Origin of the sequence: Streptomyces sp. NRRL F-5135, from assembly GCF_000719775.1 — a bacterium.
Classification (GTDB): domain Bacteria; phylum Actinomycetota; class Actinomycetes; order Streptomycetales; family Streptomycetaceae; genus Streptomyces; species Streptomyces hebeiensis.
This window is the reverse complement of record NZ_JOHR01000005.1, coordinates 73,250-100,212: the sequence shown is the minus strand read 5'-3', so window position 1 is coordinate 100,212 and position 26,963 is coordinate 73,250. Positions and strand designations below refer to the sequence as shown.

General features: G+C 70.5%; 22 protein-coding genes and 1 pseudogene. 11 read left to right on the top strand and 12 right to left on the bottom strand.

Annotated elements, in window-relative coordinates; translation table 11 throughout:
* Positions 1-49: 49 nt before the first annotated feature.
* Positions 50-1,789 (bottom strand): methionine--tRNA ligase, encoded by a 1,740-nt coding sequence (gene metG, locus IG02_RS0109200; RefSeq protein WP_030744056.1) that lies wholly within the window; start codon positions 1,787-1,789, stop codon positions 50-52.
* Between the two features lie 254 nt (positions 1,790-2,043).
* Between metG and IG02_RS0109195 the strand changes: the two genes are divergently transcribed.
* Both IG02_RS0109195 and IG02_RS0109190 read left to right on the top strand, forming a co-directional pair.
* On the top strand, positions 2,044-2,697 hold the full coding sequence (locus IG02_RS0109195) for a response regulator transcription factor (RefSeq protein WP_030744054.1): 654 nt from the start codon (positions 2,044-2,046) through the stop codon (positions 2,695-2,697).
* 50 nt (positions 2,698-2,747) lie between these two features.
* On the top strand, positions 2,748-4,040 hold the full coding sequence (locus tag IG02_RS0109190; protein WP_199813992.1) for a sensor histidine kinase: 1,293 nt from the start codon (positions 2,748-2,750) through the stop codon (positions 4,038-4,040).
* A gap of 215 nt (positions 4,041-4,255) precedes the next feature.
* Here IG02_RS0109190 and IG02_RS43430 read toward each other — a convergent pair whose 3' ends face one another.
* Positions 4,256-6,304: a VWA domain-containing protein gene (locus tag IG02_RS43430; protein WP_199813982.1), complete on the bottom strand. Its 2,049-nt coding sequence runs from the start codon at positions 6,302-6,304 to the stop codon at positions 4,256-4,258.
* A gap of 330 nt (positions 6,305-6,634) precedes the next feature.
* Between IG02_RS43430 and IG02_RS0109180 the strand changes: the two genes are divergently transcribed.
* The 3 genes from IG02_RS0109180 (at position 6,635) to IG02_RS0109170 (ending at position 10,097) form a co-directional block, all read left to right on the top strand.
* The gene (locus tag IG02_RS0109180; RefSeq protein ID WP_030744048.1) at positions 6,635-8,704 is read left to right on the top strand and encodes a PhoX family protein; all 2,070 of its coding nucleotides are present in this window, start codon (positions 6,635-6,637) and stop codon (positions 8,702-8,704) included.
* Between the two features lie 317 nt (positions 8,705-9,021).
* Entirely contained in the window at positions 9,022-9,477 is a 456-nt protein-coding gene (locus IG02_RS0109175) for an RNA-binding S4 domain-containing protein (protein ID WP_051764728.1), read from the top strand.
* A 200-nt stretch (positions 9,478-9,677) separates the two neighbouring features.
* Entirely contained in the window at positions 9,678-10,097 is a 420-nt protein-coding gene (locus tag IG02_RS0109170; RefSeq protein WP_051764727.1) for an ATP-binding protein, read from the top strand.
* A 132-nt stretch (positions 10,098-10,229) separates the two neighbouring features.
* Here IG02_RS0109170 and IG02_RS0109165 read toward each other — a convergent pair whose 3' ends face one another.
* Positions 10,230-10,793: a DUF7144 family membrane protein gene (locus IG02_RS0109165; protein ID WP_199813981.1), complete on the bottom strand. Its 564-nt coding sequence runs from the start codon at positions 10,791-10,793 to the stop codon at positions 10,230-10,232.
* Between the two features lie 63 nt (positions 10,794-10,856).
* Positions 10,857-11,969, bottom strand: a complete 1,113-nt coding sequence (locus IG02_RS0109160) for a hypothetical protein (RefSeq protein ID WP_199813980.1) — start codon at positions 11,967-11,969, stop codon at positions 10,857-10,859.
* Positions 11,970-12,163: 194 nt separating this feature from the next.
* On the opposite strand from IG02_RS0109160, the gene IG02_RS0109150 reads away from it, so the two are divergent.
* Positions 12,164-12,601 (top strand): hypothetical protein, encoded by a 438-nt coding sequence (locus tag IG02_RS0109150; RefSeq protein WP_030744039.1) that lies wholly within the window; start codon positions 12,164-12,166, stop codon positions 12,599-12,601.
* Between the two features lie 59 nt (positions 12,602-12,660).
* On the opposite strand, the gene IG02_RS0109145 is transcribed toward IG02_RS0109150, so the two are convergent.
* From IG02_RS0109145 to IG02_RS0109135, 3 genes are all read right to left on the bottom strand, one after another.
* On the bottom strand, positions 12,661-13,119 hold the full coding sequence (locus IG02_RS0109145; RefSeq protein ID WP_030744036.1) for a universal stress protein: 459 nt from the start codon (positions 13,117-13,119) through the stop codon (positions 12,661-12,663).
* Between the two features lie 106 nt (positions 13,120-13,225).
* Entirely contained in the window at positions 13,226-14,008 is a 783-nt protein-coding gene (locus IG02_RS0109140; RefSeq protein WP_420707733.1) for an FMN reductase, read from the bottom strand.
* Positions 14,005-15,165: an LLM class flavin-dependent oxidoreductase gene (locus IG02_RS0109135; RefSeq protein ID WP_030744031.1), complete on the bottom strand. Its 1,161-nt coding sequence runs from the start codon at positions 15,163-15,165 to the stop codon at positions 14,005-14,007. Before IG02_RS0109135 ends, IG02_RS0109140 begins: the two co-directional genes overlap by 4 nt.
* 837 nt (positions 15,166-16,002) lie before the next feature.
* Here IG02_RS0109135 and IG02_RS0109130 point away from each other — a divergent pair.
* Positions 16,003-16,914: a YceI family protein gene (locus IG02_RS0109130; RefSeq protein ID WP_030744028.1), complete on the top strand. Its 912-nt coding sequence runs from the start codon at positions 16,003-16,005 to the stop codon at positions 16,912-16,914.
* An 82-nt stretch (positions 16,915-16,996) separates the two neighbouring features.
* On the opposite strand, the pseudogene IG02_RS42660 reads toward IG02_RS0109130, so the two are convergent.
* Positions 16,997-17,164, bottom strand: a pseudogene (locus IG02_RS42660) (IS5/IS1182 family transposase); the annotation flags it as partial.
* A gap of 8 nt (positions 17,165-17,172) precedes the next feature.
* Positions 17,173-17,595 carry a transposase gene (locus tag IG02_RS42655; RefSeq protein ID WP_030744025.1) on the bottom strand — a complete coding sequence of 141 codons (423 nt, stop codon included), beginning with the start codon at positions 17,593-17,595 and terminating at the stop codon, positions 17,173-17,175.
* Between the two features lie 300 nt (positions 17,596-17,895).
* Here IG02_RS42655 and IG02_RS0109120 point away from each other — a divergent pair, with 300 nt between their 5' ends.
* Together IG02_RS0109120 and IG02_RS0109115 are read left to right on the top strand one after the other, a co-directional pair.
* Positions 17,896-19,095 (top strand): serine hydrolase domain-containing protein, encoded by a 1,200-nt coding sequence (locus IG02_RS0109120; RefSeq protein WP_234314675.1) that lies wholly within the window; start codon positions 17,896-17,898, stop codon positions 19,093-19,095.
* Between the two features lie 320 nt (positions 19,096-19,415).
* On the top strand, positions 19,416-19,763 hold the full coding sequence (locus IG02_RS0109115; protein ID WP_030744021.1) for an SCO4225 family membrane protein: 348 nt from the start codon (positions 19,416-19,418) through the stop codon (positions 19,761-19,763).
* Positions 19,764-19,906: 143 nt separating this feature from the next.
* Here the strand turns inward: IG02_RS0109115 and IG02_RS0109110 are convergent, their stop codons facing one another.
* The 3 genes from IG02_RS0109110 to IG02_RS0109100 all read right to left on the bottom strand — a co-directional run bounded on the left by IG02_RS0109110 (position 19,907) and on the right by IG02_RS0109100 (position 23,901).
* Positions 19,907-20,857: a geranyl diphosphate 2-C-methyltransferase gene (locus tag IG02_RS0109110; RefSeq protein ID WP_030744019.1), complete on the bottom strand. Its 951-nt coding sequence runs from the start codon at positions 20,855-20,857 to the stop codon at positions 19,907-19,909.
* Between the two features lie 5 nt (positions 20,858-20,862).
* Positions 20,863-22,329 (bottom strand): family 2 encapsulin nanocompartment cargo protein terpene cyclase, encoded by a 1,467-nt coding sequence (locus IG02_RS0109105; protein ID WP_030744016.1) that lies wholly within the window; start codon positions 22,327-22,329, stop codon positions 20,863-20,865.
* A gap of 159 nt (positions 22,330-22,488) precedes the next feature.
* On the bottom strand, positions 22,489-23,901 hold the full coding sequence (locus tag IG02_RS0109100; protein ID WP_030744014.1) for a family 2B encapsulin nanocompartment shell protein: 1,413 nt from the start codon (positions 23,899-23,901) through the stop codon (positions 22,489-22,491).
* Between the two features lie 540 nt (positions 23,902-24,441).
* On the opposite strand from IG02_RS0109100, the gene IG02_RS0109095 reads away from it, so the two are divergent.
* Positions 24,442-24,888 carry a hypothetical protein gene (locus IG02_RS0109095; protein WP_030744011.1) on the top strand — a complete coding sequence of 149 codons (447 nt, stop codon included), beginning with the start codon at positions 24,442-24,444 and terminating at the stop codon, positions 24,886-24,888.
* A gap of 162 nt (positions 24,889-25,050) precedes the next feature.
* Entirely contained in the window at positions 25,051-26,940 is a 1,890-nt protein-coding gene (locus tag IG02_RS0109090) for a sulfatase (RefSeq protein ID WP_078854317.1), read from the top strand.
* The last annotated feature ends 23 nt before the right edge of the window (positions 26,941-26,963 follow it).

The following is a 26,963-nucleotide window of genomic DNA, read 5'->3' as shown; positions in this document are numbered from 1 at the left end:
CGTGGTGCGGCCCGAGCACCCTGGGGTGTGCGGGTCAGTCGGCACCGCCCTACGCGGCCGGCTCCTCGCCCTCGCCGCCGAAGCGCTCGCGGTACGCGGCCAGTTCCTCGTCCGTGATCTTCGCGAACAGCACCGGGGGCACCGTGAACGCCGTACCCGCCGGGACCGACGCCAGCGCCTTCGCCTCCTCCGCCGACACCCAGGCCGCCGTGTCGTCGGCCAGCGCGAACGCCGAGCGCATCGCCCTCGCGGACGCCGGGATGAACGGTTCGGAGACCACCGCGTAGAGATGGATCAGGTTCATCGCCGTACGGAGGGTCAGCGCCGCGCCCTCCTCGTCGGTCTTGATCTCCAGCCAGGGGGCCTTCTCCTCCAGGTAGGAGTTGCCCGCCGACCACAGCGCGCGCAGCGCCGCCGCCGCCTTGCGGAACTGGAGCGCCTCCATGTGGCCCTCGTACTCCGCGAGCAGCCGCGCGATCTCCTCGCCCAGCCGCGCCTCCGCCGGGCCGGCCGCACTGCCCGCCGGTACGGCGTCGCCGAAGCGCTTGCGCGAGAAGGACAGCACGCGGTTGACGAAGTTGCCGAGGGTGTCGGCGAGGTCCTTGTTGACCGTCGCCGTGAAGTGCTCCCAGGAGAAGGAGGTGTCGTCCGACTCCGGCGCGTTCGCCATCAGGAAGTAGCGCCAGTAGTCGGCCGGCAGCAGCTCCAGCGCGGCGTCCGTGAAGATGCCCCGCTTCTGGGACGTGGAGAACTTCCCGCCGTAGTAGTTCAGCCAGTTGAACGCCTTGACGTAGTCGACCTTCTTCCACGGCTCGCGGGTGCCCAGCTGGGTGGCGGGGAACATCACCGTGTGGAACGGGACGTTGTCCTTGGCCATGAACTCGGTGTAGCGGACCGTGTCGTCGGCGTCGTACCACCACGACTTCCAGTCACGGTCCTCCGTGCCGGTGTCCGGCGCGGCGTCCGCCCACTCCTTCGTCGCGCCGATGTACTCGACCGGCGCGTCGAACCAGACGTAGAAGACCTTGCCCTCGGCCGCCAGGTCCGGCCAGGTGTCCGCCGGGACCGGCACGCCCCAGTCCAGGTCACGGGTGATCGCCCGGTCGTGCAGTCCCTCGGTCAGCCACTTGCGGGCGATGGAGGAGGCGAGCTGCGGCCACTCCTCGCTCGTCGCGTCGATCCAGCGCTCGACCTCGCCCGCCAGCTTCGACTGGAGGAGGAAGAGGTGCTTGGTCTCGCGGACCTCCAGATCGCTGCTGCCGCTGATCGCGGAGCGCGGCTCGATCAGGTCCGTCGGGTCCAGCACGCGCGTGCAGTTCTCGCACTGGTCGCCGCGGGCCTTGTCGTAACCGCAGTGCGGGCACGTGCCGACGATGTAGCGGTCCGGCAGGAAGCGGTCGTCGGCGATCGAGAAGACCTGGCGGATCGCCCGCTCCTCGATGAAGCCGTTCTCCTTGAGCCGGCGCGCGAAGTGCTGGGTGATGTCGCGGTTCTCGGCGGAGGAGCTGCGCCCGAAATAGTCGAACGCGAGCTCGAATCCGTCGTAGATGGCCTTCTGCGCGTCGTGCTGCTCGGCGCAGAACGCGTCCACCGGCACGCCCGCCTCCTTGGCGGCCAGCTCGGCGGGGGTGCCGTGCTCGTCGGTGGCACAGATGTACAGGACCTCGTGGCCGCGCTGGCGCAGATACCGCGCGTACACGTCCGCCGGGAGCATGGACCCCACCATGTTGCCCAGGTGCTTGATCCCGTTGATGTACGGAAGGGCGCTGGTGATGAGGTGTCGAGCCATTGCAGGCTGCTCCCAATTCGCTACACGGGGTGACCGATCGGTCTACGGAATGTCAATATCGTATCCGAGCCTCTTGCGGCGAGTCGCCCACGTTTACGGGGGGAGAGCTTTGCGAAACCCCCATTGCGGTAGACAGGCCGATCCCAGGCCCATCCTGGGAGGGAAAGGGCATCATGTACGAGGCGGACGGGGCCGGGACGGACAGGGCCGGGGCGGAACGAGTCGGGGCGGGCAACGGGACAGGGGACGGGAGCATGCGGGTACTGGTCGCCGAGGACGAGGAGGTCCTGGCGGAGTTGGTGGCCACCGGGCTGCGGCGCGCGGGGTTCGCCGTCGACACCGTGTACAGCGGGGACGCGGCGCTCGCCTACCTGGGCCTGCACGACTACGACGTCGTCGTGCTCGACCGCGACCTCCCGCGCGTGCACGGCGACGACGTCGCGCGCAAGCTCGTCGCCGACGCCTCCCGCACGCGCATCCTCATGCTCACCGCGTCCGTGTCCATGGAGGACCGCGTCGAAGGGCTCGACCTGGGCGCCGACGACTACCTGGGCAAGCCGTTCGACTTCCCCGAGCTGGTCTCGCGGGTGCGCGCCCTGCGGCGGCGCAGCGCCCGGCCCGTACCGCCGCAGCTGGAGCGGCACGGGGTACGGCTGGACTCCGTACGGCGGACGGCGACGCGGGACGGCCGTGAGCTGGACCTGTCGCCCAAGGAGTTCTCCGTGCTCCAGATCCTGCTGGAGGCGGACGGGGCGCCGGTCTCGGCCGAGGAACTGCTGGAGCGCGCCTGGGACGCGCACGCCGATCCCTTCACGGGCGCGGTACGGGTCTGCCTGAGCAAGCTGCGGTCCAAGCTGGGGGACCCGCCGCTGATCCGTACCGTGCAGGGGGTGGGATACACGCTGTGAGCAGCGGCAGCGGTACGAAGACCTCGCGCGGGCGCCGTCCCCGCCCCCGGATACGGGCCCTCCGGCTGCGCGGGGCCGTCTCCCTCGGCGCCCGTGCCACCACCATCCGCACCCGGGTCGCGCTGATCTACGGCTGGGTCTTCCTGGTCCTCGGCGGCTGTCTGCTCACGATCGTCAACCTGCTCTCCAGCGCCAGTACGCAGACCGAGGCCGACGAGATCGCCGGCCGGGTGACGCCGGTGCAGGTGGCTCCCACGCCGCCGTCCGCGTCCGTACCCGGCCTGATCAGCGAACAGCAGATCGCGCCGGTCACCGCCTACCAGCTCACGGACACCGTCACGGACGTCGCCTCCGACGAGATGCTGTTCTGGTCCGTCGCCGCGCTCGTGGTGATGGCGGCCTGCGCGGTGGGGGTCGGCTGGTGGACGGCCGGCCGCGTGCTGCGCCCGGTGCACGCCATGACCGCGCAGGCCCGGCGGCTCTCGGAGCGCAACCTCCACGAGCGGATCGGGGCGAACGGCCCGGACGACGAGCTGAAGGAACTCGGGGACACGCTGGACGCGCTGCTGGCGCGGCTCCAGAAGGCGTTCGACAGCCAGCGCCGGTTCATCGCGAACGCCTCGCACGAGCTGCGCACCCCCTTGGCGACCCAGCGCACCGCGATCCAGGTCGGACTGGACGAGGGCTGTACGGCGGAGGAGCTGGCCCGTACGAAGAAGACCCTCCTCGACAACAACCGGCGCAGCGAGCAGCTGATCGAGGGGCTGCTGGTCCTGGCGCGCAGCGAGCGCGAGGTGCAGGACAAGGAGCTGATCGACCTCGGCGAGGCGGTCGCGGAGGAGGCGGCCAGGCACCGGCTGGACCGGTCGGTGGTGGTGACGGACGCGGAGCGCGTACGGGGTAACCGGCTGCTGCTCGGCCAGATGGTGGGGAACCTGCTGGTCAACGCGGTGACGTACAACGTGCCCGGCGGCAGCGTGGACATCCGGGTCAGGGGCGCGGAGCTGGTGGTCCGCAACACCGGTCCGGTGGTGGCGGAGGAGGACGTGCCCGCGCTGTTCGAGCCGTTCCGGCGGGGCGAGGGCCGGGACCGCATGGGCCGGGGCGCCGGCCTCGGGCTCTCCATCGTCCGCTCGATCGCCAAGGCGCACGGGGGGACGGTCGAGGCGGAGCCCGGGGGCGAGGGCGGCGGGCTGGTGGTGACCGTACGGCTGCCGGTCGCGGAAGCGGATCCGGCCACCGATGTGGATGTGGACGCGGATGCGGACGTCGTTGATGTTGACGACGCGGGTACGGGGGCGGGTACGGGTGCGGGTGGGCAGGATCCCGCTGAGCGGGGGTAGCCGGGTAGCTGCCGGGTAGCCGGGTAGCCGTTCCGGGGCCGCGCTTCGTTGACGGGACGCGCGTGGCGTGACGCACGTGACGTGACGCGTCTGACGTGACGAACGGGGCCCGCGTGACACGGCGGCGGGCGGACGCCTGATCGGCATCCGCCCGCCGCTTCGATCGGTTGTGGGTCAACGGCCGGCGCGTTGCGACCGGCGACCGACGCCAGGATTCACTCGGCGCTCGTGGGCGCCGTCCCGTCCGGCTGCCAGGCGGCGAGCAGATCGCGGTAGAACTCGGCGTCGCCGAGCGCACGCGGGGCGGGGCCCGCGTGGCTGAAGCCGACGTGCGGGGCGTTCGGGTCGGCGCCGAGCCTGCGTACGAAGTTGAAGTCCTTCGCGTCCGGGTCGCCGAACGCCACGAACTGCCAGAACAGTGGCGCCCCGGCGGCCCGGGCGAGGGCCTGTTCCGTGACCCGTACGGCGCTCGGGGCCCCGTCCGTCTGGAAGATCACCAGCGCGGGCCCCGGGCGGCCGGCCTTCTCGTGGAGGGCGACGACCTCGTCGACGGCGAGGTGGTAGTTCGTACGGCCCATGCGGCCGAGGGAGTCGTGCAGCTCGTTGATCTTCCCTGCGTACTCGGTGAGCTCGAGTTCGCCGGTCCCGTCGATCTCGGTGGAGAAGAAGACGAGGTGGACGGTGGCCCCGGCGTCCAGGTGCGCGGCGAGCGCGAGTGCCCGCTCGCCGAGGTGCTGGACGCTGCCGTCCTTGTAGAACGGCCGCATGGACGCGGACCGGTCGAGCACCAGGTACACCGTGGCCCGCGCGCCGCCGAGTCCTCGCTTGCGCAGCGCGGCCCCTGCGGCCTTGTAGTGCTCGGCGAGTTCGGGGGCGCGGGTCTTGAGCCGGGCGAGGGAGAAGGCGGGCTTACCGGCGTCGCCGGCGCTGCCGACGTTGACGGTGCCGGGGGTGTCTGTGGGCTCCGTGGTGGCTGCGGTGGTCGTGGGCTCGGGTTCGGGAGCGGCTTCCGGTTCCGGGGCGGCTGCCACGGTGGCGGTTTCGGCCCGGGTTTCGGCCGTGGTGTCGGCCTTCGGCTCGGGTACGTCGGCCGGCGCGGGCTCCGCCACGCTCCGGGCCACCTGCCTGGTCTCGGCCTCGGGAACGGGTCCGGGCACGCGGCGCGGCTCCTGCTCCGGCTGCTCTTCCGGCTTCGGTCCCGGCTTCGGCTTCTGCTCCGGCTTCTGCTCCGGCACGGTCGTGCTCTCCGCCCGCTGTTCCGGCACGGTCGCGGCCGTGCCGCTCGCGGCAGCCGGTTCGACGGGCTCGGCGGGCTCGGCGGGTTCGGTGGGCTTGGCAGGCTCGGCGGGTTCGGTGGGCTTGGCAGGCTCCGCCGGCTCGGCGGTCGCTCCCGTCACCGCTTCCGGGCCGGCCTGTGCTTCGGGCTCGGTCCGGGGCTCGACTTCGGTCCCCGTTCCGGTCCCGGCTTTTGCGTCTCCCGTTGCGTTCAACGCATCGGCGCCGGGTCCCTGGCCCCCGTCCGCCGTTCCCTCCGCCGGTACCACCGGATCCGCCTCCGCCTGCGGATCGTTGCGCGGCGTCGACGTGAGCTCGTCCTCAACGGGATTCTCCGCCGCCGACGTTGACCTCGAACGGGCCGATGCCTGCGCCGGCACCGTCGCCTTGGCGGCCGGGGGCCGCGGTTCGTCGGCCGTACGGTCCTCGGGGGTGGCCTGGGACGGGACCGTACGGCCGGAGTCTCCGGACGGCCGGGCCCGGTCGAACGCCGCCGCGACCAGATCCGCCGCCCCGGCCGGCTCCGGCGACCTCCGGGCCGGCGGCGGCACCGACGCCCTCGTGGACTCCGGCTTGCCCTCGGTCTTTTCCGATGTTCCGGACGCTTCGGACGCCGTAGATCCGGTAGATGCCGTAGATCCCGTGGAAGTGGTGGCCGACGTGGCCGCGTCCGCTTCGGAAGGACCGGTCGTCCCGGCCGTCGTCCCGGTCACCGTCCCGGCCGTCGACTCGGTCGTACCGGTCTTCGTCTCGGTCTTCGTCTCCGTCTTCCCGGCGGTTGCCGCCGGTTCCGGGGCCGGGGCCTTGCCCTCGCCGTCGCCTCCGTCCTGGGCCGGTACGGACGCCGCGGTCGATGCCCCGCCCGGCGTTCCGGCCGACTGCCCGGCCGGCGTTCCGGCCGAAGCCCCGGCCGACGACGCCCCCGACTCTCTGTGCTCCTCCGCACGGTCGCGTCCGAACACCTTGCGCAGCAAGCTCCGAATGCCCATGGGCGAGCCTTTCAGATGAGGTGGGTGCGGTGCCCCGCCACCGGGAAGCGCATCCCTGGCCACGGCGGATACGTAAGGTTAGCGGCCGTCCGGAAGTGTTCCGGGCAGGGGAGCCCTGTGCGAACGCGATCCGGCACTTCCCGTGCACGATCTGTCAAGCCCCCGCGCCCACCTGCGCCAGCCGATCTCCCGGCCGCCCGGCATTCATCGGCCGTTCACCTTCGCGCCGCCGCCCTGCTGGCCTCCGCGCCTAGCGTCGCCGCCGACGAGACATCCCGACAGCCTGTCGGCGCGGTTGCGCGCCGAATTTTCGCAACACCGGAGGCGTACGTGCGCAACCTGCTGCCGCTGCTCAACACCCACCCGGGCGGTCGTTCCGCCCTCACCTGTCGTTACCGCTGTGGTGACGCCTGCTTCCACGAGGTCCCGAACAAGAGCGACAACGAGTACGTCGGCGATGTCATCGCCGGTGCGCTCTCCCGCCGTTCGATGATGCGCGCCGCCGCCGTCGTGACGGTCGCCACCGCCGCGGGCGGCGCGGTCGCCCTCGGCCCCGGCGGCACCCCGGCCGAGGCGGCCCCCGCCGCCGGCGCGGGCTTCGGCAAGGGCCCCGGGGCCGGTCCCAAGGCCGACGGCGCCCGCGGACTCCGCTTCACGCCCGTCGCCCCCAACACGGCCGACACCGTGACGATCCCCGCCGGTTACGCCCAGAACGTGGTCATCCGCTGGGGCGACCCCATCCTGCGCGGCGCCCCCGCCTTCGACCCGGACAAGCAGTCCGCCAAGGCGCAGGCGGGCCAGTTCGGTTACAACAACGACTTCCTGAGCCTGCTGCCCCTCAAGGGCGAGCGCGGCCGCCAGGTGCTCGTGGCCAACCACGAGTACACGGACGAGGTCCTCATGTTCAAGGGGTACGACCCCGAGAAGCCGACCCGCGAGCAGGTGGAGATCGCCTGGGCCGCCCACGGCCTCTCCGTCGTCGTGGTCGAGGAGGACCGCGGGAGCGGCAAGCTCACCGCCGTCACCCGCCACCAGCTCAACCGGCGCCTCACCGTCACCAGCGAGTTCCGGCTCACCGGCCCGGCCGCCGGCGGCCCGCTGCTGCGCACCTCCGCCGACCGTACGGGCACCAAGGTCTACGGCACGCTCAACAACTGCGCCGGCGGCACCACCCCCTGGGGCACCACGCTGCACGGCGAGGAGAACTTCAACCAGTACTTCGCGAACGGCTCCAGTGCCACGGACCGCCGCTACGGCATCGGTACGGGCGCCAGCGAGCGCAAGTGGGAACGGTTCGACAAGCGCTTCGACCTGAAGCAGGAGCCCAACGAGGCGCACCGGTTCGGCTGGGTCGTCGAACTCGACCCGTACGACCCGGACTCCACGCCCCGCAAGCGCACCGCCCTCGGCCGCTTCAAGCACGAGGCCGCGCAGCCGCGCCTGACCGCCGACGGCCGGCCCGTCGTCTACATGGGCGACGACGAGCGCTTCGACTACCTGTACAAGTTCGTCTCGTCCAAGCGCATGAAGAAGGGCAACGACCGCGCCGCCCGCGAGCACAACCTGACGCTGCTGGACGAGGGCACGCTGTACGTCGCCAAGCTCACCGGCGACAGCCCGGCCGGCGAGATCGACGGCACCGGAAAGCTCCCGAGCGACGGCGAGTTCGACGGCTCCGGCGTGTGGATCCCGCTCGCCACGGGCGATGTCTCGCACGTTCCCGGGATGACCGCGGAGGAGGTGTACGTCTTCACGCGGCTGGCGGGCGACAAGGTCGGCGCCACCAAGATGGACCGTCCCGAGGACGTCGAGCCGTCGCCGCGCACGGGCCGGGTGTACGTGGCGCTGACGAACAACACCGACCGCGGCAAGTCCGGCAAGGCGGGCCCCGACGAGGCCAACCCCCGTAACGCCAACAAGCACGGCCACATCCTGGAGCTGGCCGAGAACCGGGACAACCCGGCGAGCGACCGCTTCGCGTGGCGGCTCTTCCTCGTCGCGGGCGACCCGAAGGACGCGGGCACGTACTTCGCCGGCTTCCCGAAGGACAAGGTCAGCCCGATCTCCTGCCCGGACAACGTCGCCTTCGACCCGCACGGCAACCTGTGGATCTCGACGGACGGCAACGCGCTGGGCAACCACGACGGTCTGTTCGGCGTCGCGACGCAGGGCGAGCGGCGCGGTGAGCTGAAGCAGTTCCTGACCATGCCGAACGGCGCGGAGACCTGTGGCCCGGTGATCCAGGACCGCCGGGTCCTGGTGGCCGTGCAGCACCCGGGCGAGATCGACGGCGCGTCGGTCGAGAAGCCGGCCAGCACCTGGCCCGACGGACCGGGCCGGATCGTCCGTCCGTCGGTGGTCTCCGTCTGGCGCAAGGACGGCGGCGACATCGGCGTCTGATCCGTCGATTACCGACCCGTCGATTGCTGACCGCTGACCGCTGACCGCCGACCGCCGCTCGTCCCCCGTCCTCCGTCCCCCGGCCCCGCTGTCGCCTGCGGCCGGTCCGGGCCGGGCGACGGGCGCCGCGTCGGTCGCGGTGACTCGGGGTGGCGCCGTCTCGGACCGGCGCCACCCCGCTCCGTCATCTGAGGCGCGTAGAGCGCTGCGAGAGCGCTGCCAACGCGTCTAGCGCGTCATCCCGCCGCCTCCGCGATCACCCCGAACGGTGGTTTATTCAGGCAGGGCTCGGGGGCGGGCCCGTCTACCCTCGGGGTATGGCTTCTGAGGTATCGGACGCGGGGACGACCGTACGGGTCGACAGCTGGATCTGGTCCGTACGGCTCACCAAGACACGCTCCCAGGCGGCCGCCGCCTGCCGTGCGGGACACGTCCGCGTCAACGGCGACCGCGTCAAGCCCGCGCACGCGCTCAAGCAGGGCGACGAGGTGCGCCTGCGGCACGCGGGCCGGGACCGGGTCGTGGTGGTCTCGCGCCTGCTGCGCAAGCGGGTCGGCCCACCGGTCGCGGTGCAGGCGTACGTGGACAACAGCCCGCCGCCACCGCCGCGCGAGCTGACCGCGCCGGTCATCGTCCGTGACCGGGGCGCGGGCCGCCCGACGAAGCGGGACCGCAGGGAACTCGACCGGCTGCAGGCGCTGATGCAGTCCCAGGCACAGCAACGGGCGGCGGCGCCGGACGAGTCGGGGACGAACGGCGGTCAGGGGAGCTGACGGGCCGACGGCTCGACGGCCCGGAGGAGGAAGGCGGCCGGGGCGGCCGGGGCGGCCGGGATGAGTGGGGCGGTCGGGGCGTTCCGTACGTACGCCGTCGGGGCGTCTGTCCAGAACTGGCCAACAATCAACCATAGCTGCACACAGTCATCCCTGGTGCACGGAAAGTAAAACGGGTGTCCGCAGGGAAGGTCATTTCCATGACCTTCGACGGTGAACAGCGCGACCGGTATGACCAGCTCGTCCAGTTCCGGTTGCCCAGCCATCCCCGCAGTGTGGGGCGGGCCCGGGACGTCCTTCGCACGAACATCGATCTGCCCGGCGATCCGGGGGAGACCGCCGCGCTCCTCCTCTCCGAGCTCGTCACCAACGCGCTGCGCCACGGCAGTCCCCCTGGGCGCGACATCGCCGTCACCCTGCACCGTGTCGACGGTCTGATCCGGCTGGAGGTCGAGGACGCCGGGGACTTCCTGCCCCGGCCGCGTACGCCGGGCCTGGAGGACGAGTGCGGCCGGGGGCTCGCGCTGATCGAGGCGCTCGCGGACGACTGGGGGGTGGCGCCCCGGCGGGGGCCGGGCAAGCGCGTCTGGGTGACGCTCAAGGTCTCGGGGGGCAGATGAGGCGAGCGAGGTGGGTTGGGGGCTGGGTGTGTGACGACGCGTTACGGGCGCGGCAGCCGTGGCGCCGCGCCCGTAACGCGTGGACCAGGAAAAGGGGATGAGGGGTGAGGGGCCTTGAGGAGCCGGGATGGATCAGGTTCTGCCTCCGTATCCGGTCTCGGTGCGTCCCTCCGTACCTCGTCCTCCCATGTGGTCGTACGCCAGTGCCCAGATGATGAACGCCGACAGTGCGATGTTCACGATCGCCCACAACGGCTGGTGGGGCAGGTACATGAACTGGGACACGAGGACCAGTGACGTGAGGGCTATACCCACGTACCGGGCCGCCGGGACCCGCATCAGGAGTGCGATGCCCGTGAGGGCGACGAGGATGCCCAGGGCGATGTGCAGCCAGCCCCACGCGTCCAGGTTGAAGGTGTAGGCGTAGTTCGTCGCCCGGCCCAGGAAAGCATCCCCGCGGACGGCGGTGGCGCCTTGGAGTATGTCCGTAGCCCCTATGACCACCATGAGGACACCGGCGAAGAAGCTGCCGCCGATAGCCCAGGCGGCCTTTCGCTCCGTGTGGGCCCCGGTGCCGTATCCGGTGCCGGCGCCCGTACTCATGCCCATTCCGGTGCCGGCGCCGGCTCCTGTGCCGGTGCCCGTACCTGTGCCCATGCCGGTGGTGGGGGGTCGCTGTGCTGTGTTGTGGCTCATAACCCCATGGTGCGTCGATTGGGGCAAAAGGGATATTTGGCAGGGTGGGATCGGCATAAATATTTAGTAAAGACGCGGGGGATCAGCGGGCTGGGCGGGCCGGGTTCTCTCGGTCGTCTCCGTCGTCTCGGTCGTCTCGGTCGTTCCAGCGGCACCGTTGGTGTCCGGCGCACTTGACGTACGCGGCGTGCCCGGCGGACCCGGTGCGCCCGCTGCCCGCGCCGTGGCCGGAGCGTCCGATGCCCGCGCCGTGCCCGGGGCACTCGAGGCGTCCGGAGGCTCCGGCGTACGCCTGGCCTGCGCGCCGCCCGGCCTTCTCGGCCTTCTCAGCCGTCCCACCAGCCAGGCGGTCAGAGCGAGCAGCAGCCCGCCGACGAGCACGGACCAGGCCGTCGTGCGCAACGAAGCGGTCAGCGCGTCGTAGATGGCGCGGGCGGCGCCCCGGTCACCGTTGTCCGGCAGGTCCTGGAGCAGCGTCCCGCGCGCGACCGCGACGACGACGGCCAGAACCATGGCCCCTCCCGCGTACCCGAGCCCGACCCCGATCAGCGCCCGGCGCCGCCGCACGGCGACCAGCACGGTCACGCCCGACAGCACTACGGTCGCCAGGGCCGGCCAGACGCCCGCCGCCCTGAGCGCCTGCGCCACATCCCGCCAGACGCCGAGCCCGTCGGCCTCGACGGCGGTGATCTGGGTGTGCCGGACGGGGATGCGGTCGGCGTAGGGCACGTGGTCGTGCACCAGCTGTCCCTTCACCCGCTCGGTGATCTGGGCGAGGTCGATGGTCACGACGTTGCCGCCGCCGCTGGTGAGGACGTGGACGGCGGCGTGATGGGCGGCGCGGGCCGCCGTCCGCCAGGCGTTGGCGAAGGCTTCCGTGGTGGCGAAGGACAGCACGGCCTCGTGCAGCAGGCTCCGCACGCCGTCCTGGAGGGGGCCCATGTCGAGCTGCGCCATCACGCCGTCGGTGATCCGGTCGGCGACGGCCTCGTGTACGGCGGGGTCGGAGGCGAGCGGCGCCATCGCGGAGACGAAGCGGTCGGAGTTCCCGATCTCGAGATCGGCCCAGGCGGCTACGGCGCCGACAGGGACGAGGACGGTCAGGAGGACGGTGAGGACGGTGGCGAGGCAGGCCCGCACCGATCGCAGCTCCCGGCTCTCCCGTCCTGTCCGCACACTTCCAGAGAACGGGGCGCGGACGGCGGGCGCGAGCGGTGGACGGCCGACCCGGTGACGAACGTCGGGGCGGGGCCCGGTTTGACGGGTGGCGGGCCCAGGTGTGCGCTGGAAGCAACCGGAGACACAGGAGACCGAGACACAGGAGACCGAGACACAAGAGACGGAGACACGGGAGAGAGGAGCCGGCCGTCATGACCACACACGCAGCGCCCCCAGGAAGCCACAGGCCCTCCGGCGTTCACCTCCGACGCCCCCGGCCCCCGGACCTCGACGCCGGCACCCTCGCCACCCTGCGCACCGCGGGCATCTCCCTGCTCCTGGGCGTCGGCTACGGCGCGTACGCGCAGTTCATCGCCCGGAGCGGCGGCTCCGCCTCCTACGGGCAGCTCGCCCTGGCCCTGATCTCCGGCGCCGTCCTGGCCGTCCTGGTCTTCACCCTGGTCCGCACCGGACACGCTCTGCCCCGTGAACTGCGCGCGGCGGCCTGGGGCGTCCTCGTCGGATGCGCCATGGGGTTCCTCTACAGCCTCACCGGGCACAGCGTGCTGCTGTCCTCCGGGATCGGCCTGGCACTCGGCGCGGCCACGGTCCTCGGAACGTTCTACGCCTTCTACACGAGAGAGCCCTGACCCCGGCCCGGCCGGGTTCCGGCCGGATGCCGAAGGGATCAGGCCGGAACCCGAAGGGATCAGGCCGTGTCGCCGCCCCCGGCCTCCTCGCCGCGCACCACGACCACCGGGCACGTCGCGTGCTGGGTGACGTGCAGGCTCACCGATCCCAGCAGCGCCGCCTTGAAGCCGCTGTACCCGCGGTCGCCCACCACCAGCAGGGACGCGGAGACGTCCGCCGCGCTCTCCAGCAGGGCCTGGGACGCCGGGGCGGCGACCACCCGGCGCTCGACGCTCGCCGCGACCTTTGGCGGCAGGTTCTTCTCCACCGCCTCGTCCAGGATCTGGCGGGCCATGGCCTCCGGGTCGAAGTCGGCCGGCATGGCCGGCATCATCCCGGCCCAGCCGGTCGCCGGATACTCCCAGCCGATCACGGCCGTCAGCCGGTCGCCCGTCAGCTCCGCCTGCCGTACGGCCCAGAACAGGGCCTTCAGCGAAGGCTCTGAGCCGTCGACGCCGATCACGATCGTGCCGCTCATGGGGGTTTCTCCTGTCACTGCCGAGTGTCGTGGGGTCGTCCAGCGGTTTGCTGTCGTTTCCGCCTGCTCTCGTCTGCTACTCGCTCCCGCCTCCGGACAAACCTGCTCAATCCGCCGTTCGCCGAGCGAGAAGCTGCTCAAAGGGCACGACCGTGTCCGGGTCGTACTCGTCCCGTACACCAGTGCTCGCCTCATTCGCGCCCGGCCCATCGCCTCGGCCGCCGCCCCGCCCCCGCAGCAGCCGCGCGAACTCCTCGCCCGCCCGAGCGATCCTGGCCGGCAGCCCGCCCGCGTACGCGTCGGCGCCCCCGCCCCAGTCGTCCGTCGCCGCGAAGACCGCGGTCGGCAGGGTCGGCGCGCGCAGGTACGAGAAGAGCGGGCGCATCGCGTGCTCCACCGCGAGGGAGTGACGCGGGGTACCGCCGGTCGCGGCGAGCAGGACGGGCGTGCCGGTGAGCGCGTCCGGATCGACCAGGTCGAAGAACGACTTGAACAGCCCGCTGTACGACGCGGCGAACACCGGCGTGACCGCGATGAGCCCGTCCGCCCCGGTCACGGTGTCCAGCGCCGCCCGCAGCGCGGGCGAGGGGAAGCCGGTGACGAGGTGGTGGGCGATGTCCACCGCCAGGCCGCGCAGCTCGACCACGGTGACCTCGGCCTTCCGGTCTTCGGCTGCCAGCTCGCGCGTCGTGGCCTCGGCCAGCCGGTCCGCCAGCAGCCGGGTCGAGGACGGCTCACCCAGCCCGGCGGAGACGGCGACGACACGTACCGGGGCCGCGGCTCCCGCGGCTCCCGCTGTGCCTGGGGCCACCGCGGCCTCCGTACGGCCCGGGCCTCCTGCCGTCCCCCGGGCCACCGGCGTTTCCGGTGTCTGCTCCGCCATGGTCAGGCCTCCTTCGCAGCGGACGGTACGGACTCGCCGGACAGTACGGCCGCGCCGGCCGAGTCAGCCGCGCCGGCCGCGTCAGCCTTGCCGACCGTGCCGGCCGCCGCGGCCGGGTGCACCGGCCCGTCCGGCACCCCCGCCGGGCGCAGCGCGGCGAACTCCTTGCGCAGGACGGGGACGACTTCCTCGCCCAGCAGGTCCAGCTGCTCCAGCACGGTCTTCAGCGGCAGCCCCGCGTGGTCCACCAGGAACAGCTGCCGCTGATAGTCGCCGAAGGACTCCCGGAAGGTCAGCGTCTTGTCGATGACCTCCTGCGGGCTGCCCACGGTCAGCGGGGTCTGCTCGGTGAACTCCTCCAGGGAGGGCCCGTGCCCGTAAACCGGCGCGTTGTCGAAGTACGGCCGGAACTCCCGCACCGCGTCCTGCGAGTTCCGCCGCATGAACACCTGGCCGCCGAGGCCGACGATCGCCTGCTCGGGGGTGCCGTGTCCGTAGTGCGCGTACCGCGCGCGGTAGAGGCGGATCAGCTTCTGGAAGTGCTCCTTGGGCCAGAAGATGTTGTTCGCGAAGAATCCGTCCCCGTAGTAGGCGGCCTGCTCGGCGATCTCGGGCGAGCGGATGGAACCGTGCCAGACGAACGGAGGTACGCCGTCCAGCGGCCGGGGCGTGGACGTGAAGCCCTGCAACGGCGTACGGAATTTCCCCTCCCAGTCGACGACGTCCTCGCGCCACAGCCTGTGCAGCAGCGCGTAGTTCTCGACGGCGAGCGGGATGCCCTGGCGGATGTCCTGGCCGAACCACGGATAGACCGGTCCCGTGTTGCCGCGCCCCATCATCAGGTCGACGCGCCCGCCGGCCAGGTGCTGGAGCATCGCGAAGTCCTCGGCGATCTTCACCGGGTCGTTGGTGGTGATCAGAGTGGTGGAGGTGGAAAGGATCAGCCGCTCCGTGGTGGCGGCGATGTAGCCGAGCATGGTGGTCGGCGAGGAGGGCACGAACGGCGGATTGTGGTGCTCCCCGGTGGCGAAGACGTCGAGTCCGACCTCCTCGGCCTTCCGCGCGATGGCGACCATCGACGTGATCCGCTCGTGCTCGGTCGGCGTACGCCCGGTGGTCGGGTCGGCCGTGACATCACCGACGGTGAAAATCCCGAACTGCATCGCGGCCACTCGCCTCTCTTGTAGTTTAATCTTAAACTGAGTCGTACCTTATAACGGCGGGGTGTGATCGGGTATTCCGGGAGGTGCTCCGGAGGTGCTCCGCCGGCGGCGGGCCTCCGGCGGCGGGCCTCCGGCGGCGGGGACTCGGATGGCCGGGGCTCCGGCGGTGGGGCTCCGATGGTGATCCTCCGGTCCACGGTGACCGGTCAGGGCGCGGGCGGCCTCCGGTGACCGCGTGTGTCCGATCGAAAGCCGTGCGAACGCGCCCGTCGTACGGACCGGGCGGGCGCGGCTGTGACACCCGCCATATTCACCACACTCGCACATTGCGACGAACGAGTTGCGGGCGGGCCGGGAAGCTTCACGCTGAAGCCACATGGAGTTGAGCCGGAAATGCTCCGTGGCGGTCCCGCCGAGGGCCGTCGTAATAGTTACGGCGCGTCAAGTCCCGCCGTATCGCCGCCCATTCGTGGCCGTATTCAGGCTCGTACGGAGGCGACAGACCCGTACGTCACGTGAACGTGTCCGGGCCGGGCGGACGATGACGGGTAATAGATTTCCGCGTTGCCGGGTCCGCAGGCCGCGCAAACGGTGTTCACATGCCCGAAGTTGAAGGCCGGATCACTGGTCTACGATCGCAAGGAAAAGCCCGTTCCGGGGCTGATCACCGGCCGGCGGACCTGCCGGCCGGCGGGCTGTCGGCCGACGGTCGAGGGCCGAGGGCCGACGGGTTTCCGGTCGGCCGCCGGCTCCAGGCCGGTCCGCCCCGCGCGCCACGCGGACCGACGGCTCCACCCCGGTGAACGAACCACCCGTCACGCGAAGAAGGCAGTCATCGTGGGCCTTGCATTCCTCAAGCGCCGTCCGAGGTCGAACAGCAGCGGCAGAGGATCGGCGCTCCTGTCCCGGATTCCCCTGACCGCGGGAGTGCTCGCCCTCGAAGTCGGCGAGCCCAACGGCCACCCTCTGGACGGCGCGGACATCCAGGTGACGGCGAACCACACCGGCCATGTCGTGATGGCCGGCCGCACCGACCCCTTCGGCACCTTCACCGCCGGACTCCCCACCGGTCGCTACTCCGTCCTGGTCACCTCGGAGGGTCTGCTTCCCGCGCAAGTGACGGTGGACATCTACGCGGGCAAGCAGGTGCTGTCCCCGATCACCCTGGAGCGCTCCCGCCCCCTCGACCCCCCGCAGCCGGGCATCTGGCTCTTCGACCCGCCGCACACCGCGATACGTTTCATCGCGCGGCACGTCGGCATGGCCAATGTGCACGGCCGCTTCACCCGGTTCGACGGCGGCGTACAGGTCGCGGAACGCCCGGAGGACTCGTACGCCGAGTGCACCATCGACGCGTCCAGCATCACCACCGGCAACAAGACCCGGGACAACCATCTGCGTTCGGCGGACTTCCTCGACGTGGAGAATTACCCGGAAATCCATTTCGCCAGCCAGCGCTTCCAGCGGCATCCCGGAAACAAATGGACCGTGCACGGCTCGCTCTCGCTGCACGGCATGAGCCGGACGGTGAAACTGGAAACGGACTACCTGGGCTCCGTCAACGGCGGTTACGGTGAGGAACTCCGCTGCGCCGCCAAGGCGCGGACGGAGCTCCACCGCGAGGAGTACACCCTGAACTGGCGCAACATGCTGGCGCGGGGAATCGCGATCGTGGGCCCGACGATCCAGCTGGAACTGGACATCCAGGTGATGTTCCGCTGCGACGAGACGCCGACGCCCCCGGACTAGGTCGTGTTTCGAAGGTGCTCTCCGGGATCGTGCAGCGGATGCCGCGCGTGCGCAGGTAGGCGCGGTTCGCGCGGGAGCCGTACGCCTTGTCGGCGCGAACCTTGTCCGGCCGGGTACGCGGACGGCCCGGCCCGAGCCGAGGCACCCGGATACGGCCCAGGACCACCTGGAACTGCGGGGAGTCACCGCGCCGTCCGGCCGTGATCACCAGCGACATCGGCTTCTGGGCCTGCTCGACCGCCAGGTGCAACTTGGTGGTCAGCCCACCCCGGGAGTGTCCGAGACCGTGGTCGTCCGGCTCGGTGAACAGACCACCGGGCGGCTCGATCTGCAGATCCCCTTTTTGCGGGGACCGGCCGCATGCTGGTGGGCGCGGGCGATGGTGGAGTCCACCGAGACGTCCCCGGTGGTCAGTCCCTCGGCATCGGCCCGGGCCCGCAGTTGCTCGAAGACGCGGTGCCAGGTGCCGTCCCGCTGCCTACGGCGGAACAGGCCGTACACCGTCCCCCATGGGCCGTACCGCTCGGGCACGTCCCGCCACGGAGCACCGGCGCGGGTGCGCCGGCGTATGCCGTCTATCAGCTGCCGCTTGGTGTGTACCGGCGGTCGTCCGGGCGCCCTAAGCCGTACAACCAGCCGCGTCCGCGGCTTGGCAATCGCATAGGGAGGTTCCTGAAACACGAGATCCACCAGAGCCAAAGGGCTCTATGTCTTCTGAGGGGTCAGTTGTCGCACCTCAGTGATGAGTCTATGACCGTCATGGTATCTCCTCTTCCGACGGGCAGATGGCTGCCTTCGAAGCTGTACTTGGCCTCACTCAGGGGAGTCAGCACCCCTACCAAGCGGGGGTTACCCCCATTACCTGCCGCGCCTCCGCTGCGTAGCGTGATCGTCGTTCCCAGTTCTGTTCGATTCGATGGAGGAATAGCGACAATGAGGTACAGGATTCGTCGGCGGGGTGGTCGGCAAGGGAAGCGCCTCGTGGCCCTGGCGACGGTCACCGCGGCGATTGTTTCGGGGATGACGGTGTCGGGAAGTGGGCCGGCCGTCGCGCACGCAGTGGTGGAGCCATCCGTTCGCAGTGCCACCGCGTCACTGCGAAGTGACCTCGAGAAATATCTGGACGCTCAGGGCGCTAAGGATCATTTCTCAGCGGTCTCCCTTCGGGTGACCTATGCCGATCAGCGACCTGATATCTCGGTCGATGCGGGGACGTCCCGCTACGGCGGTGGTCGACCGGTGAACAGCAAGGCGCTGTGGCAGATAGGCAGCAACACCAAGGCGTTCACGTCCGTGCTGCTGCTTCAACTGGAGGCCGAAGGAAAGCTGTCCATACGGGACAAGCTGGGAAAGTGGCTTCCCCAGTATCCGGCGTGGCGCGATGTCACCATCAAGCAACTGCTGTCGATGACCAGCGGCATCCCCAGCTACACCGAGCAGAGTGCGTTCCTGAGGGATTTCGACGCCAATCCGTCCACGCGCTTCACGCTGGAGCGCCTGATGTCCTATGTGGAGGGCCTGCCGCTGGGTCCCGCGAAGTACGAGTACTCGAATACGAACTACCTCCTCGCGCAGATGATTGTCGAACGAGCGTCGCACGATACATACGATGAGCAGCTCGCTGAGCGCATCATCGAACCTCTCGGAATGAACGACACCTGCCTCCCCCCGGACTGCCCTCCGGGTACGGCCTCGCGCATGCCGACGCCGTACTCCACCCATTCCGACCTGCCGAAGCATCTCAACAAGTCGGTTCCTCCGCTCGCCCTGTCCTGGGCGCAGGGGGCGGGTGGCCTGGTGAGTTCACTGAGAGACATGACGGCTTGGGACAGGGCGCTGTACAGCGGTCGACTGCTGCCCCCAGCGCAGCAGCGCGAGCTGGAGTCCCTGGTCTCGATGAAGACGAGTAAGCCCATCAAGAACGTCACGGCCGACGATCCCTTCGGTTTCGGGCTCGGTCTCGTGAAGATCGTCCATCCTGTGGCCGGGACGGTCTGGTTCTATGAGGGGGCCACCTATGGAAACCGGGTGCTGCACATGTACTTCCCGGAGACTGGCATGATCATCGCCATTGCTGTCAACAGCGCCGTCGGCGAAGGGGACACGCTGCCCGACCTCGCCGGTACCGTCTACAAGACTCTTTCGGCGCAGAAGGCACAGGCTCTCCCACGGCACCAGTAGCCCCGGAGCCGGCTGCGTGACTTCCAGGTAGCTGCACTGCGAATCCCCCATGTCTACCCGACCACGCCCCCGGAGGCGGCGGAAGCCGCCCACCGGGCGTGCTCGTGAGCCTGCCCTCACCGAGGGACTGACCTGACCGCTCCGTGATCATCGTTGCCGGGCCGGCGGGGGCCCGCCTGCTTCGGGAAAACGGGGTAGCCGGTCGCTACTCAGCGCGGGGCGCGCGGTGGCGTGAGTGGTGAATGAGTAGCAGCACTCAGGCATGCGCGTTCGACTTCTTCCACCCTGGAAGGGACACAGCGACTCCAGGGGAGAACATCATGAAATCGGAACGACTGACCGGTCTCGCGCGGCTGACCTTCGGTAACCGTGCCTCGCAGGTCTATCTGGGCCTGGTCGTGGCCGTGGCCGTATGGGTCGGCATCGACACGCTCTTCGTCGCGCACGAGGACGCCTCGCTCGCGGGGGTGTGGCTCGGTTTCCTCGCCGCTCCGACGTTCTTCGCGTTCTTCCTCGGCGGCGATCTGCTCGGTGAGGCGGTCGCGGAGTCCTCGCCCTTCTTCTACTCCGCTCTCGTGCTGTCGGTGCTGATCCAGGCGGCGGCCATCGGGGCCTTCGTACGCCTGCTCCGCCACCGGCCGCGCACCGCGCACCCGCGTCAGGCGTGATCGTCGGGACTTTTCCTCCTGTCCTTCCGCGTACGAGCGGTACGGAAGAGCCGGGTCCGTCACGTTGGCTGACGGGCCCGGCTCTTCCGGTCGCGGCAGGCGGTCGGACGCGGTCGGACGCGGCCAGACGTGGTCAGAGGCGTTCAGACGCGGTCGGCCGCGATCAGGACGTACTGGAAGGAGCCGTCCTTGTAGGAATTGATGAACGCGTCCTCGATGCCTGTGACGAGTGAGGACGTGGCCCGCAGCTCCCAGTACGGCAGGGTGGCGGGGGTGAGGTCGATGACGGCCTGGGGCACGAGGCGGTTGTCGGCCATGGCGCGCAGGTACTCCCGGCGGGAGTGGATGTTGCATTCGAAGTGCGCGTTGATCTGGGAGACCCACTTCGAGGGCTGCCCGTAGCGCGGGTTCCAGCAACCGGTGATGGTCACGTAACGGCCGCCGACCGCGAGGACGCGGGAGTGCTCGGCGAAGAGGTCCTGCAGGTCGACGTACATGCTCGACTCGTTGTTCCACGAGGCCGCGGCCTGCCCGGTCTCGAAGGGCGTGCCCAGCATGTTGCAGACGCGGGCGCGGACGTGGTCCTCGATGCCGAGGTCGCGGGCACGCCGGTTGGCGAAGTCGGCCTGCTTGGCCGACAGCGTGACGCCCTCGACCCGGCACCCGAAGCGCTGGTGGGCCATGACCATCGAGCCGCCGCGCCCGCAGCCGGCGTCCACGAGCGTGTCGTCGCGCCCGATGGGGCCGAGGTGGTCCAGCAGGAGTTCGGCCTGCGCCGACTCCAGGCGGTGGAGCTCGGCGATCAGCTTCTTTTCGTACGTGCTGTCCTCGGCGTCGCCCAGAGCGGAGTGGTCCACCTCGCCGATGCCGTAGTGGTGGTGGTAGAGGCCGTCGACATCGCCGAGGCGCAGGTTCACGGGCCTGGCCTCGCCGTCCCAGTAGCGGGCGATGTCCCCCTGGTAGGGAGTCGCCGGGGCGGGGATGAACACGGAGGCGTCGGCCGATGCGTCGGCGGAGGCACCGGTGGTGCCGGTGGCGGTTCCGGCGGAGGCGTCGGTGGCGAGTTCTTCGGTGCTGGTCACGGTCAGATCCATTCTTCTTACCAGAAGTCGGGCAGGCTGTAGCGATAGGTGTTGGTCTGGTGCCAGTAGTGGTTGCCGTCGACCCACGCGGCCACGCCCCGCAGAAAGCGCTGCACGCTCGGGACGGGACAGGCGGCGGCCAAGGACGCGGCTTCGGCCTCGAAGGTGTGCATGAGGTCGTTGTGGACCTCGACCGCCTTCAGGTAGGCCTCGCGTACGGAGACACCCTCGCGTTCGGTGAGCACCACGGGCAGGTTCAGGTGCCGCCCGGGGCCGGCGAGTTCCTTGGTGTACGAGTACAGGTCGTTCACGATGGTGGTGGCGTTCCCGGCGAGCGCGATGACCCGCTGCATGGCGGGCTGGGCGTGCAGGTCCGCGGGCAGTTCGTACCCGCCGACGGCGTCGGTGATGGTGGGGCAGGGGCGGAAGTTGTTGAACTGGCGCATCGCCAGGTACTCCCACACCTCGGGTACGTGGTCCGTCTCGGCCCAGGCCGCTTCGGCGAGGTACCCCATGTGCAGCCGGGCCATGTCGTGCCGGAACCGGTCGGCCTGGGAGGGGCTGGCCATGTGGACGAAGTGCTCCATGGCGGAGCGGTACGCGCGTCGGGGCGCGTCCGAGTGGAGCGACTCGGCCCACCGTGGCGCGTACTCCTCCGTCGTGTGCAGCGGGTCGAGGGCGGTGTGCGCCAGCAGCAGGCGTCCGCCGAGGCCGATGGGCGAGCCTCCGTGGTCCTCGCAGTAGCAGTCGTCCACCGCGTTCTCGGCGACCATCAGACGCGTGGCGAGCATCAGGTGGTCGACGGTGGGGGCGTCCGGGTGGCAGGCGACCATGTAGCGGCCCACGGAGAAGCCGTCGAACTGGTCCTCCCAGTCCTCGGGGTACAGGTCGACCTCGTCCAGGGCCCAGGCCTTGATCCTTTGGCTGACCTCCGCCACCCGCACGGGGTCGGGCTCCGGCACCGGGTGGTAGTACAGGCCCGGGATCGGAATGCCTTCAGCCGGAGCTGCCGGAGCTGCCGAGGCGGCCGGATCCGTTGGGGCTACGGGAGTCGCCAGGGCTACCGGGGCTGCCAGGGGTACGGGAGCCGCCGGGGGGCCCGGGGCCGCCGACGGCAGCAGCGACTCCAGCGACTCCAGCGACTCCCTCGTTTCCGGCGCCGACGGCTCCCCGCGCCGGGCCAGGTGCAGGCTCGCCGTGCCCAGGCCGCTGGGACCACGCAGGATCCGTTCCAGGGCGGCGCTCCGTTCCGGGGCGGCGCTGGGTGTCCGTACCTCGGCGGCCGGGATGTCGGCGGCGTGGGTGTCGAGGGCCCCGCTGCCGACGGTGAGTGGTGCGGGCGGCGAAGGTACGACGGGCCGGCCGCCGGTGGCGGCCTCGATGTCGCGGGCGCGCGCGGCCGCGACGGCGAGGACGTCCGCCCCGAAGCGGGCGGCGGCCGCGGGCAGGCTCGGCTGTGGAGGGGAAAGCTCAGGGGCGGGCATCCAAGACTCCGTGGTGGGTGGGGGCTGTCCCCGGTGCCCCGGCGCGCTCGGCAGGACCGGACGGGCCGGGCGGGCGCGGCTGCCGGACACGACCTGGTGCCGGAAGGGGCACCGGTGCCGGGAGGGGCACTGGTGCGGGGCGCCGGCGGCTGAGGGGAACTAGTCGCGCCTGCGGGCGATCTGCACGTTCTCCAGGACACCGAGCGCGTCCGGCACGAGGATCGCGGCGGAGTAGTAGGTGGTGACGAGGTAGGAGATGATCGACCTCTCGTCGATGCCCATGAAGCGCACCGACAGCCCCGGTTCGTACTCCTCCGGCAGCCCCGTCTGGCGCAGACCGACGACGCCCTGGTTCTCCTCGCCGGTGCGCATGACGAGGATCGAGCTGGTGTTCTCCTTGCTGATGGGGATCTTGTTGCAGGGCAGGATCGGGACCCCGCGCCACGCCGGGACCTGCTGCCCGCCGAGGTCGACGTGGTTCGGGTAGAGCCCGCGGGAGTTGAACTCGCGCCCGATCGCCGCGATCGCCCTGGGATGGGCGAGGAAGAACTTGGAGCCGCGGCGACGGCTGAGCAGTTCGTCCAGGTCGTCGGGGGTCGGCGGGCCGGAGTGGGTCTGGATGCGCTGCTTGAAGTCGGCGTTGTGGAGCAGGCCGAACTCCCGGTTGTTGATCAGCTCGTGCTCCTGGCGCTCGCGCAGCGCCTCGATGGTGAGCCTGAGCTGCTCCTCGGTCTGGTTCATCGGCCCGTTGTAGAGGTCGGCGACCCTGGTGTGGACCCGCAGGACGGTCTGCGCGACGGAGAGTTCGTACTCGCGCGGCTTCAGTTCGTAGTCGACGAACGCGCCGGGCAGCGCGGGCTCCCCGGTGTGGCCGGCCGACATCGCGATCTCGGCCTCGCCGTGACGGTTCTGCCGCTGGTGGGGGAGCGAGCTGAACCGCTGGATGTGGGCCTGGAGGCTCGGCGCCGAGGACAGTACGGCGGCGAAGTCGGCGCGGGAGAGGGTGAGCAGGGTGCCGGCGGTCTCGGCGGTCGCGGTGGACTCCCACCGGGCGTCCTCGTCCAGCAGGACGTCCTCGCCGAAATGGTCGCCGTCGGCGAGTACGGCCACGGCAACCTCGTCGCCGTACTTGCCGACGGTGGTCCGGCTGACGCGGCCATGGGCGATCAGGTGTAGTCGCTCGGCGGACGTACCGCGCTCGACCAGCGTTTCACCGGCCCGGAAGTCGCGCTGGACGCACCGGTCGGCGATCGCGGACAGCACCTCCACGTCCTCGAAGCCGCGCAGCAGGGCCAGTTCGCCGAGTTCGCGCGGGATCACCCGGACGTCGGCACCGTCCTGGATGAACTCGACGCGCCCGTCACCGACGGTGTAGCTCAGCCGACGGTTCACCCGGTAGGCGCCGCCCTTGGTCTCCACCCAGGGGAGCGTCCGCAGCAGCCAGCGGGAGGTGATCTCCTGCATCTGCGGGGCGGACTTCGTCGTGGTGGCGAGGTTGCGGGCAGCCGCCGTACTCAGGCTGGACTGCCGAGGCGACTCCGGCTGGGCTTCCGGGCTGGTGTCAACAGTCATCGGGCGAGCTCTCCTTCGTAAGGGCGGCGGACGGCATGCGTACGCGTCACCGAGAAAACCGAGAAAGAGGAAAAAGAGGGATGAACATCCGGGAATCCGTCCGGATTCCTGGGAACACTAGCGACCGGCCCGCCCGGTCGGCCCAGAGAAGCCGTTGACATTAACTCGATATGATGATCTTGCTCGTTCGGTAGTTTGCCCGGGTGGCAAGCGGTGTTCGGGCATGGCCACCGTGCGTTCGAGGCGCGGAGCCGCCCTCCGGCCCGCCGGTCGCGTCGTACGGACCCGCCGGTCGCCTCGTACGGGCGCGGCGGACCCCGTCGTACGGGGAGCGGCCGGCGGTGTACGCGGCCTCCGTCCGGCGTCCGGCCGCCCTCGCGCTGCCCCTGTATCGCATGTATCGCGCAATCAAGCGCACGCGAGATTCTTCGCGCACCCTGTTGCCCGTCGGCGCCACGCTGTGACAGTGTTATGTGTCTTCGCATTACGCTGTTATGCGGAGCGTGTCCGACAGCGATATCGATCAGCACGGGGGAACGAATGAAGCGACAGATCGTACAGGCGGCGGTTGGCACCGGCATCGCGACCGCCCTGGGCGTGGGGCTCGCCGTGAGCCCGGCGCAGGCCGCGCCGGTGCTCGGGAAGACCAAGTTCTGCAGCTACGGCTTCGCGCAGGCCGGCACCACCTGCTTCTACTCCGACGGGGACAAGCTGGCCGTCCACGACAACTGGAAGGACGGCTACCGGTCGGTGTCGAAGTGGCACGTCTACGACCGCAAGAACAACAACAAGATCGTCCGCAAGGGGCAGTGCGTCAACAAGAGCGGCGCCAACACGACGAAGTGGTGCAACTACAACCTGCCCGACGGGCGGTACGGGGGCACCAGCCGTTACATCATCATCTTCAACACCTTCGGTACCACGGCGAGCGGGAAGGTGATCTACAACGACAGCAACGCCGTGATCGGTTACACCTCCGGGAAGTGATCCCCCGGCCTCCGGTCCACCGGCCCCCGGTCCACTTCCCTGACCGGCGGCCGGTGTTGATTGAACCGGAACCGCAGACAGGCCGTACAGATGGTGGCGGCCCCGACTTCCCGAGCCTGGTCCGCGTGTCACCACCGGGCTTCGCACGGAAGGATCTGCGGGTTGTCGCGCTCCACGGACTCTCGTCAGCTGCCTGAGAAGGACGAGAACGACCAGAACGATGAGAGGGCCGCGAAGGCCGAGAGCAAGGCCGAGAACAAGGGCGGGGGAGGGGACGGGGTGCTGCCCGTCCCGCGCGCCGAGCGGGACGAGCAGCCCGTCGCCGCGCCGGACGCGCACCCCGTCGCCGAGCGGGATGAGCATCCCGTCGCCGCGCCGGACGAGCAGCCCGTCCCCGCACGGGCCACCACCCGCTCCCGGGTGGCCACCGGCCTCGCCGCCCTCCTCGTCTTCGTCGCCCTCGTCCTGCCCAACCAGACCTCCGCCCTCACCCCCGGCTTCTTCGTCCAGATACCGGAGGAGGGCATCCTCGGCGCCGCGCTCCTGCTCCTCCTGCCGCCGAGGCCCAGAAAGGCGGTCGCGGTCGCGGCGGGGACGGTACTCGGCCTGCTGACCCTCCTGAAGCTCACCGACATGGGCTTCTACCAGGTGCTCGACCGGCCGTTCGACCCGGTCCTGGACTGGATCCTGTTCGACGACGCGGAGTCGTTCCTGCGGGACACGCTCGGCGCGGCCGGCGCGACCGGCGTGGCGATCGGGGTCGTGGCCCTCGCGGTCGGCCTGCTCGCCCTCATCGCGCTGTCGGTCGTACGGCTGAGCGACCTCATGGCCCGGCACAGCCCCGTGACCGCCCCGGGCACCTTCCTCGTCGGTACGGTCTGGGTCGCCTGCGCCGCGCTCGGGCTGCAGATCGCGGGCGTACCGGTCGCCTCGAAGCGGACCACCGAGTGGGTGCAGTACCGGGCGGACCAGGTGAGCGCGGGGATCAAGGACGAGAAGGCCTTCGCCAAGGAGGCCGCGCAGGACGACTTCGAGAACACCCCGCCCGACGAGCTGCTGACCGCCCTGCGCGGCAAGGACGTCATCTTCGCCTTCGTCGAGAGCTACGGCCGCAGTGCCGTCGAGGACCCGGGGATCGCGCCACGGATCGACAAGGTGCTGGACGACGGGAACGAGAAGCTGCGCGCGGCCGGGTTCTCCTCCCGCAGCGCCTTCCTCACCTCACCCGTCTCGGGCGCCGGCAGCTGGATGGCCCACACCACCTTCATGTCCGGTCTGTGGGTCGACAACCAGCAGCGCTACCGCAGCGTGACGTCGAATCACCGCCTGACGCTCACCAGCGCCTTCAAGCGCGCGGGCGACTGGCGGACGGTCGGCATCGTGCCCGGCGTCACCCGGGCCTGGCCGGAGGGCAAGTTCTTCGGCCTCGACAACATCTACGACTCCCGCGACCTCGGCTACAAGGGCCCGAAGTTCAGCTGGGCGCCCGTCCCCGACCAGTTCAACCTGATGGCCTTCGAGCGCCTCGAACACGGCAAGAAGGACCGCCCGCCCCTGATGACGGAGATGATCCTCGTCTCCACGCACAACCCCTGGGCGCCGCTGCCCGAGACGGTCGGCTGGGACGAGCTCGGCGACGGCTCGGTCTACCACGACATCCGCAAGGCGGCCAAGGACCCGAAAGAGGTCTGGACGGACCCCGAGAAGGTGCGCACCGAGTACCGCCGTTCCATCGAGTACACGATGAGCAACCTCATCGACTACGTACAGCGGTACGGCGACGAGGACACCGTGCTCGTCGTTCTGGGCGACCACCAGCCCAACAAGACGGTCACCGGCGAGAACGCGGGCCGCGACGTACCCGTCTCGATCATCGCCCACGACCCGGCCGTGCTGGAGCGGATCTCCGGCTGGAACTGGCAGGACGGCCTGAACCCGGCCCCGGACGCCCCGGTCTGGCGCATGGACCGCTTCCGCGACCGTTTCATGACGGCGTACGGCTCGAAGCCCTACCCGGCGTCGCCGCGCGCCGCGACGCAGGCGGCCCGCTGACGGGCGGGGGGCGCGGGTTGCCG

What these genes read in the sequence shown, in the direction of transcription:
- IG02_RS43430 (WP_199813982.1), bottom strand. Translation starts at nt 6,304, where the DNA reads ATGGGCATTCGGAGCTTGCTGCGCAAGGTGTTCGGACGCGACCGTGCG.
- IG02_RS0109105 (WP_030744016.1), bottom strand. Translation starts at nt 22,329, where the DNA reads ATGCCCGCCCCTGAGCTTTCCCCTCCACAGCCGAGCCTGCCCGCGGCC.
- IG02_RS0109150 (WP_030744039.1), top strand. Translation starts at nt 12,164, where the DNA reads ATGACCACACACGCAGCGCCCCCAGGAAGCCACAGGCCCTCCGGCGTT.
- IG02_RS0109115 (WP_030744021.1), top strand. Translation starts at nt 19,416, where the DNA reads ATGAAATCGGAACGACTGACCGGTCTCGCGCGGCTGACCTTCGGTAAC.
- IG02_RS0109165 (WP_199813981.1), bottom strand. Translation starts at nt 10,793, where the DNA reads ATGAGCCACAACACAGCACAGCGACCCCCCACCACCGGCATGGGCACA.
- IG02_RS0109175 (WP_051764728.1), top strand. Translation starts at nt 9,022, where the DNA reads ATGGCTTCTGAGGTATCGGACGCGGGGACGACCGTACGGGTCGACAGC.
- IG02_RS0109135 (WP_030744031.1), bottom strand. Translation starts at nt 15,165, where the DNA reads ATGCAGTTCGGGATTTTCACCGTCGGTGATGTCACGGCCGACCCGACC.
- IG02_RS0109170 (WP_051764727.1), top strand. Translation starts at nt 9,678, where the DNA reads ATGACCTTCGACGGTGAACAGCGCGACCGGTATGACCAGCTCGTCCAG.
- IG02_RS0109195 (WP_030744054.1), top strand. Translation starts at nt 2,044, where the DNA reads ATGCGGGTACTGGTCGCCGAGGACGAGGAGGTCCTGGCGGAGTTGGTG.
- IG02_RS0109145 (WP_030744036.1), bottom strand. Translation starts at nt 13,119, where the DNA reads ATGAGCGGCACGATCGTGATCGGCGTCGACGGCTCAGAGCCTTCGCTG.
- IG02_RS0109100 (WP_030744014.1), bottom strand. Translation starts at nt 23,901, where the DNA reads ATGACTGTTGACACCAGCCCGGAAGCCCAGCCGGAGTCGCCTCGGCAG.
- IG02_RS0109095 (WP_030744011.1), top strand. Translation starts at nt 24,442, where the DNA reads ATGAAGCGACAGATCGTACAGGCGGCGGTTGGCACCGGCATCGCGACC.
- IG02_RS0109110 (WP_030744019.1), bottom strand. Translation starts at nt 20,857, where the DNA reads ATGGATCTGACCGTGACCAGCACCGAAGAACTCGCCACCGACGCCTCC.
- metG (WP_030744056.1), bottom strand. Translation starts at nt 1,789, where the DNA reads ATGGCTCGACACCTCATCACCAGCGCCCTTCCGTACATCAACGGGATC.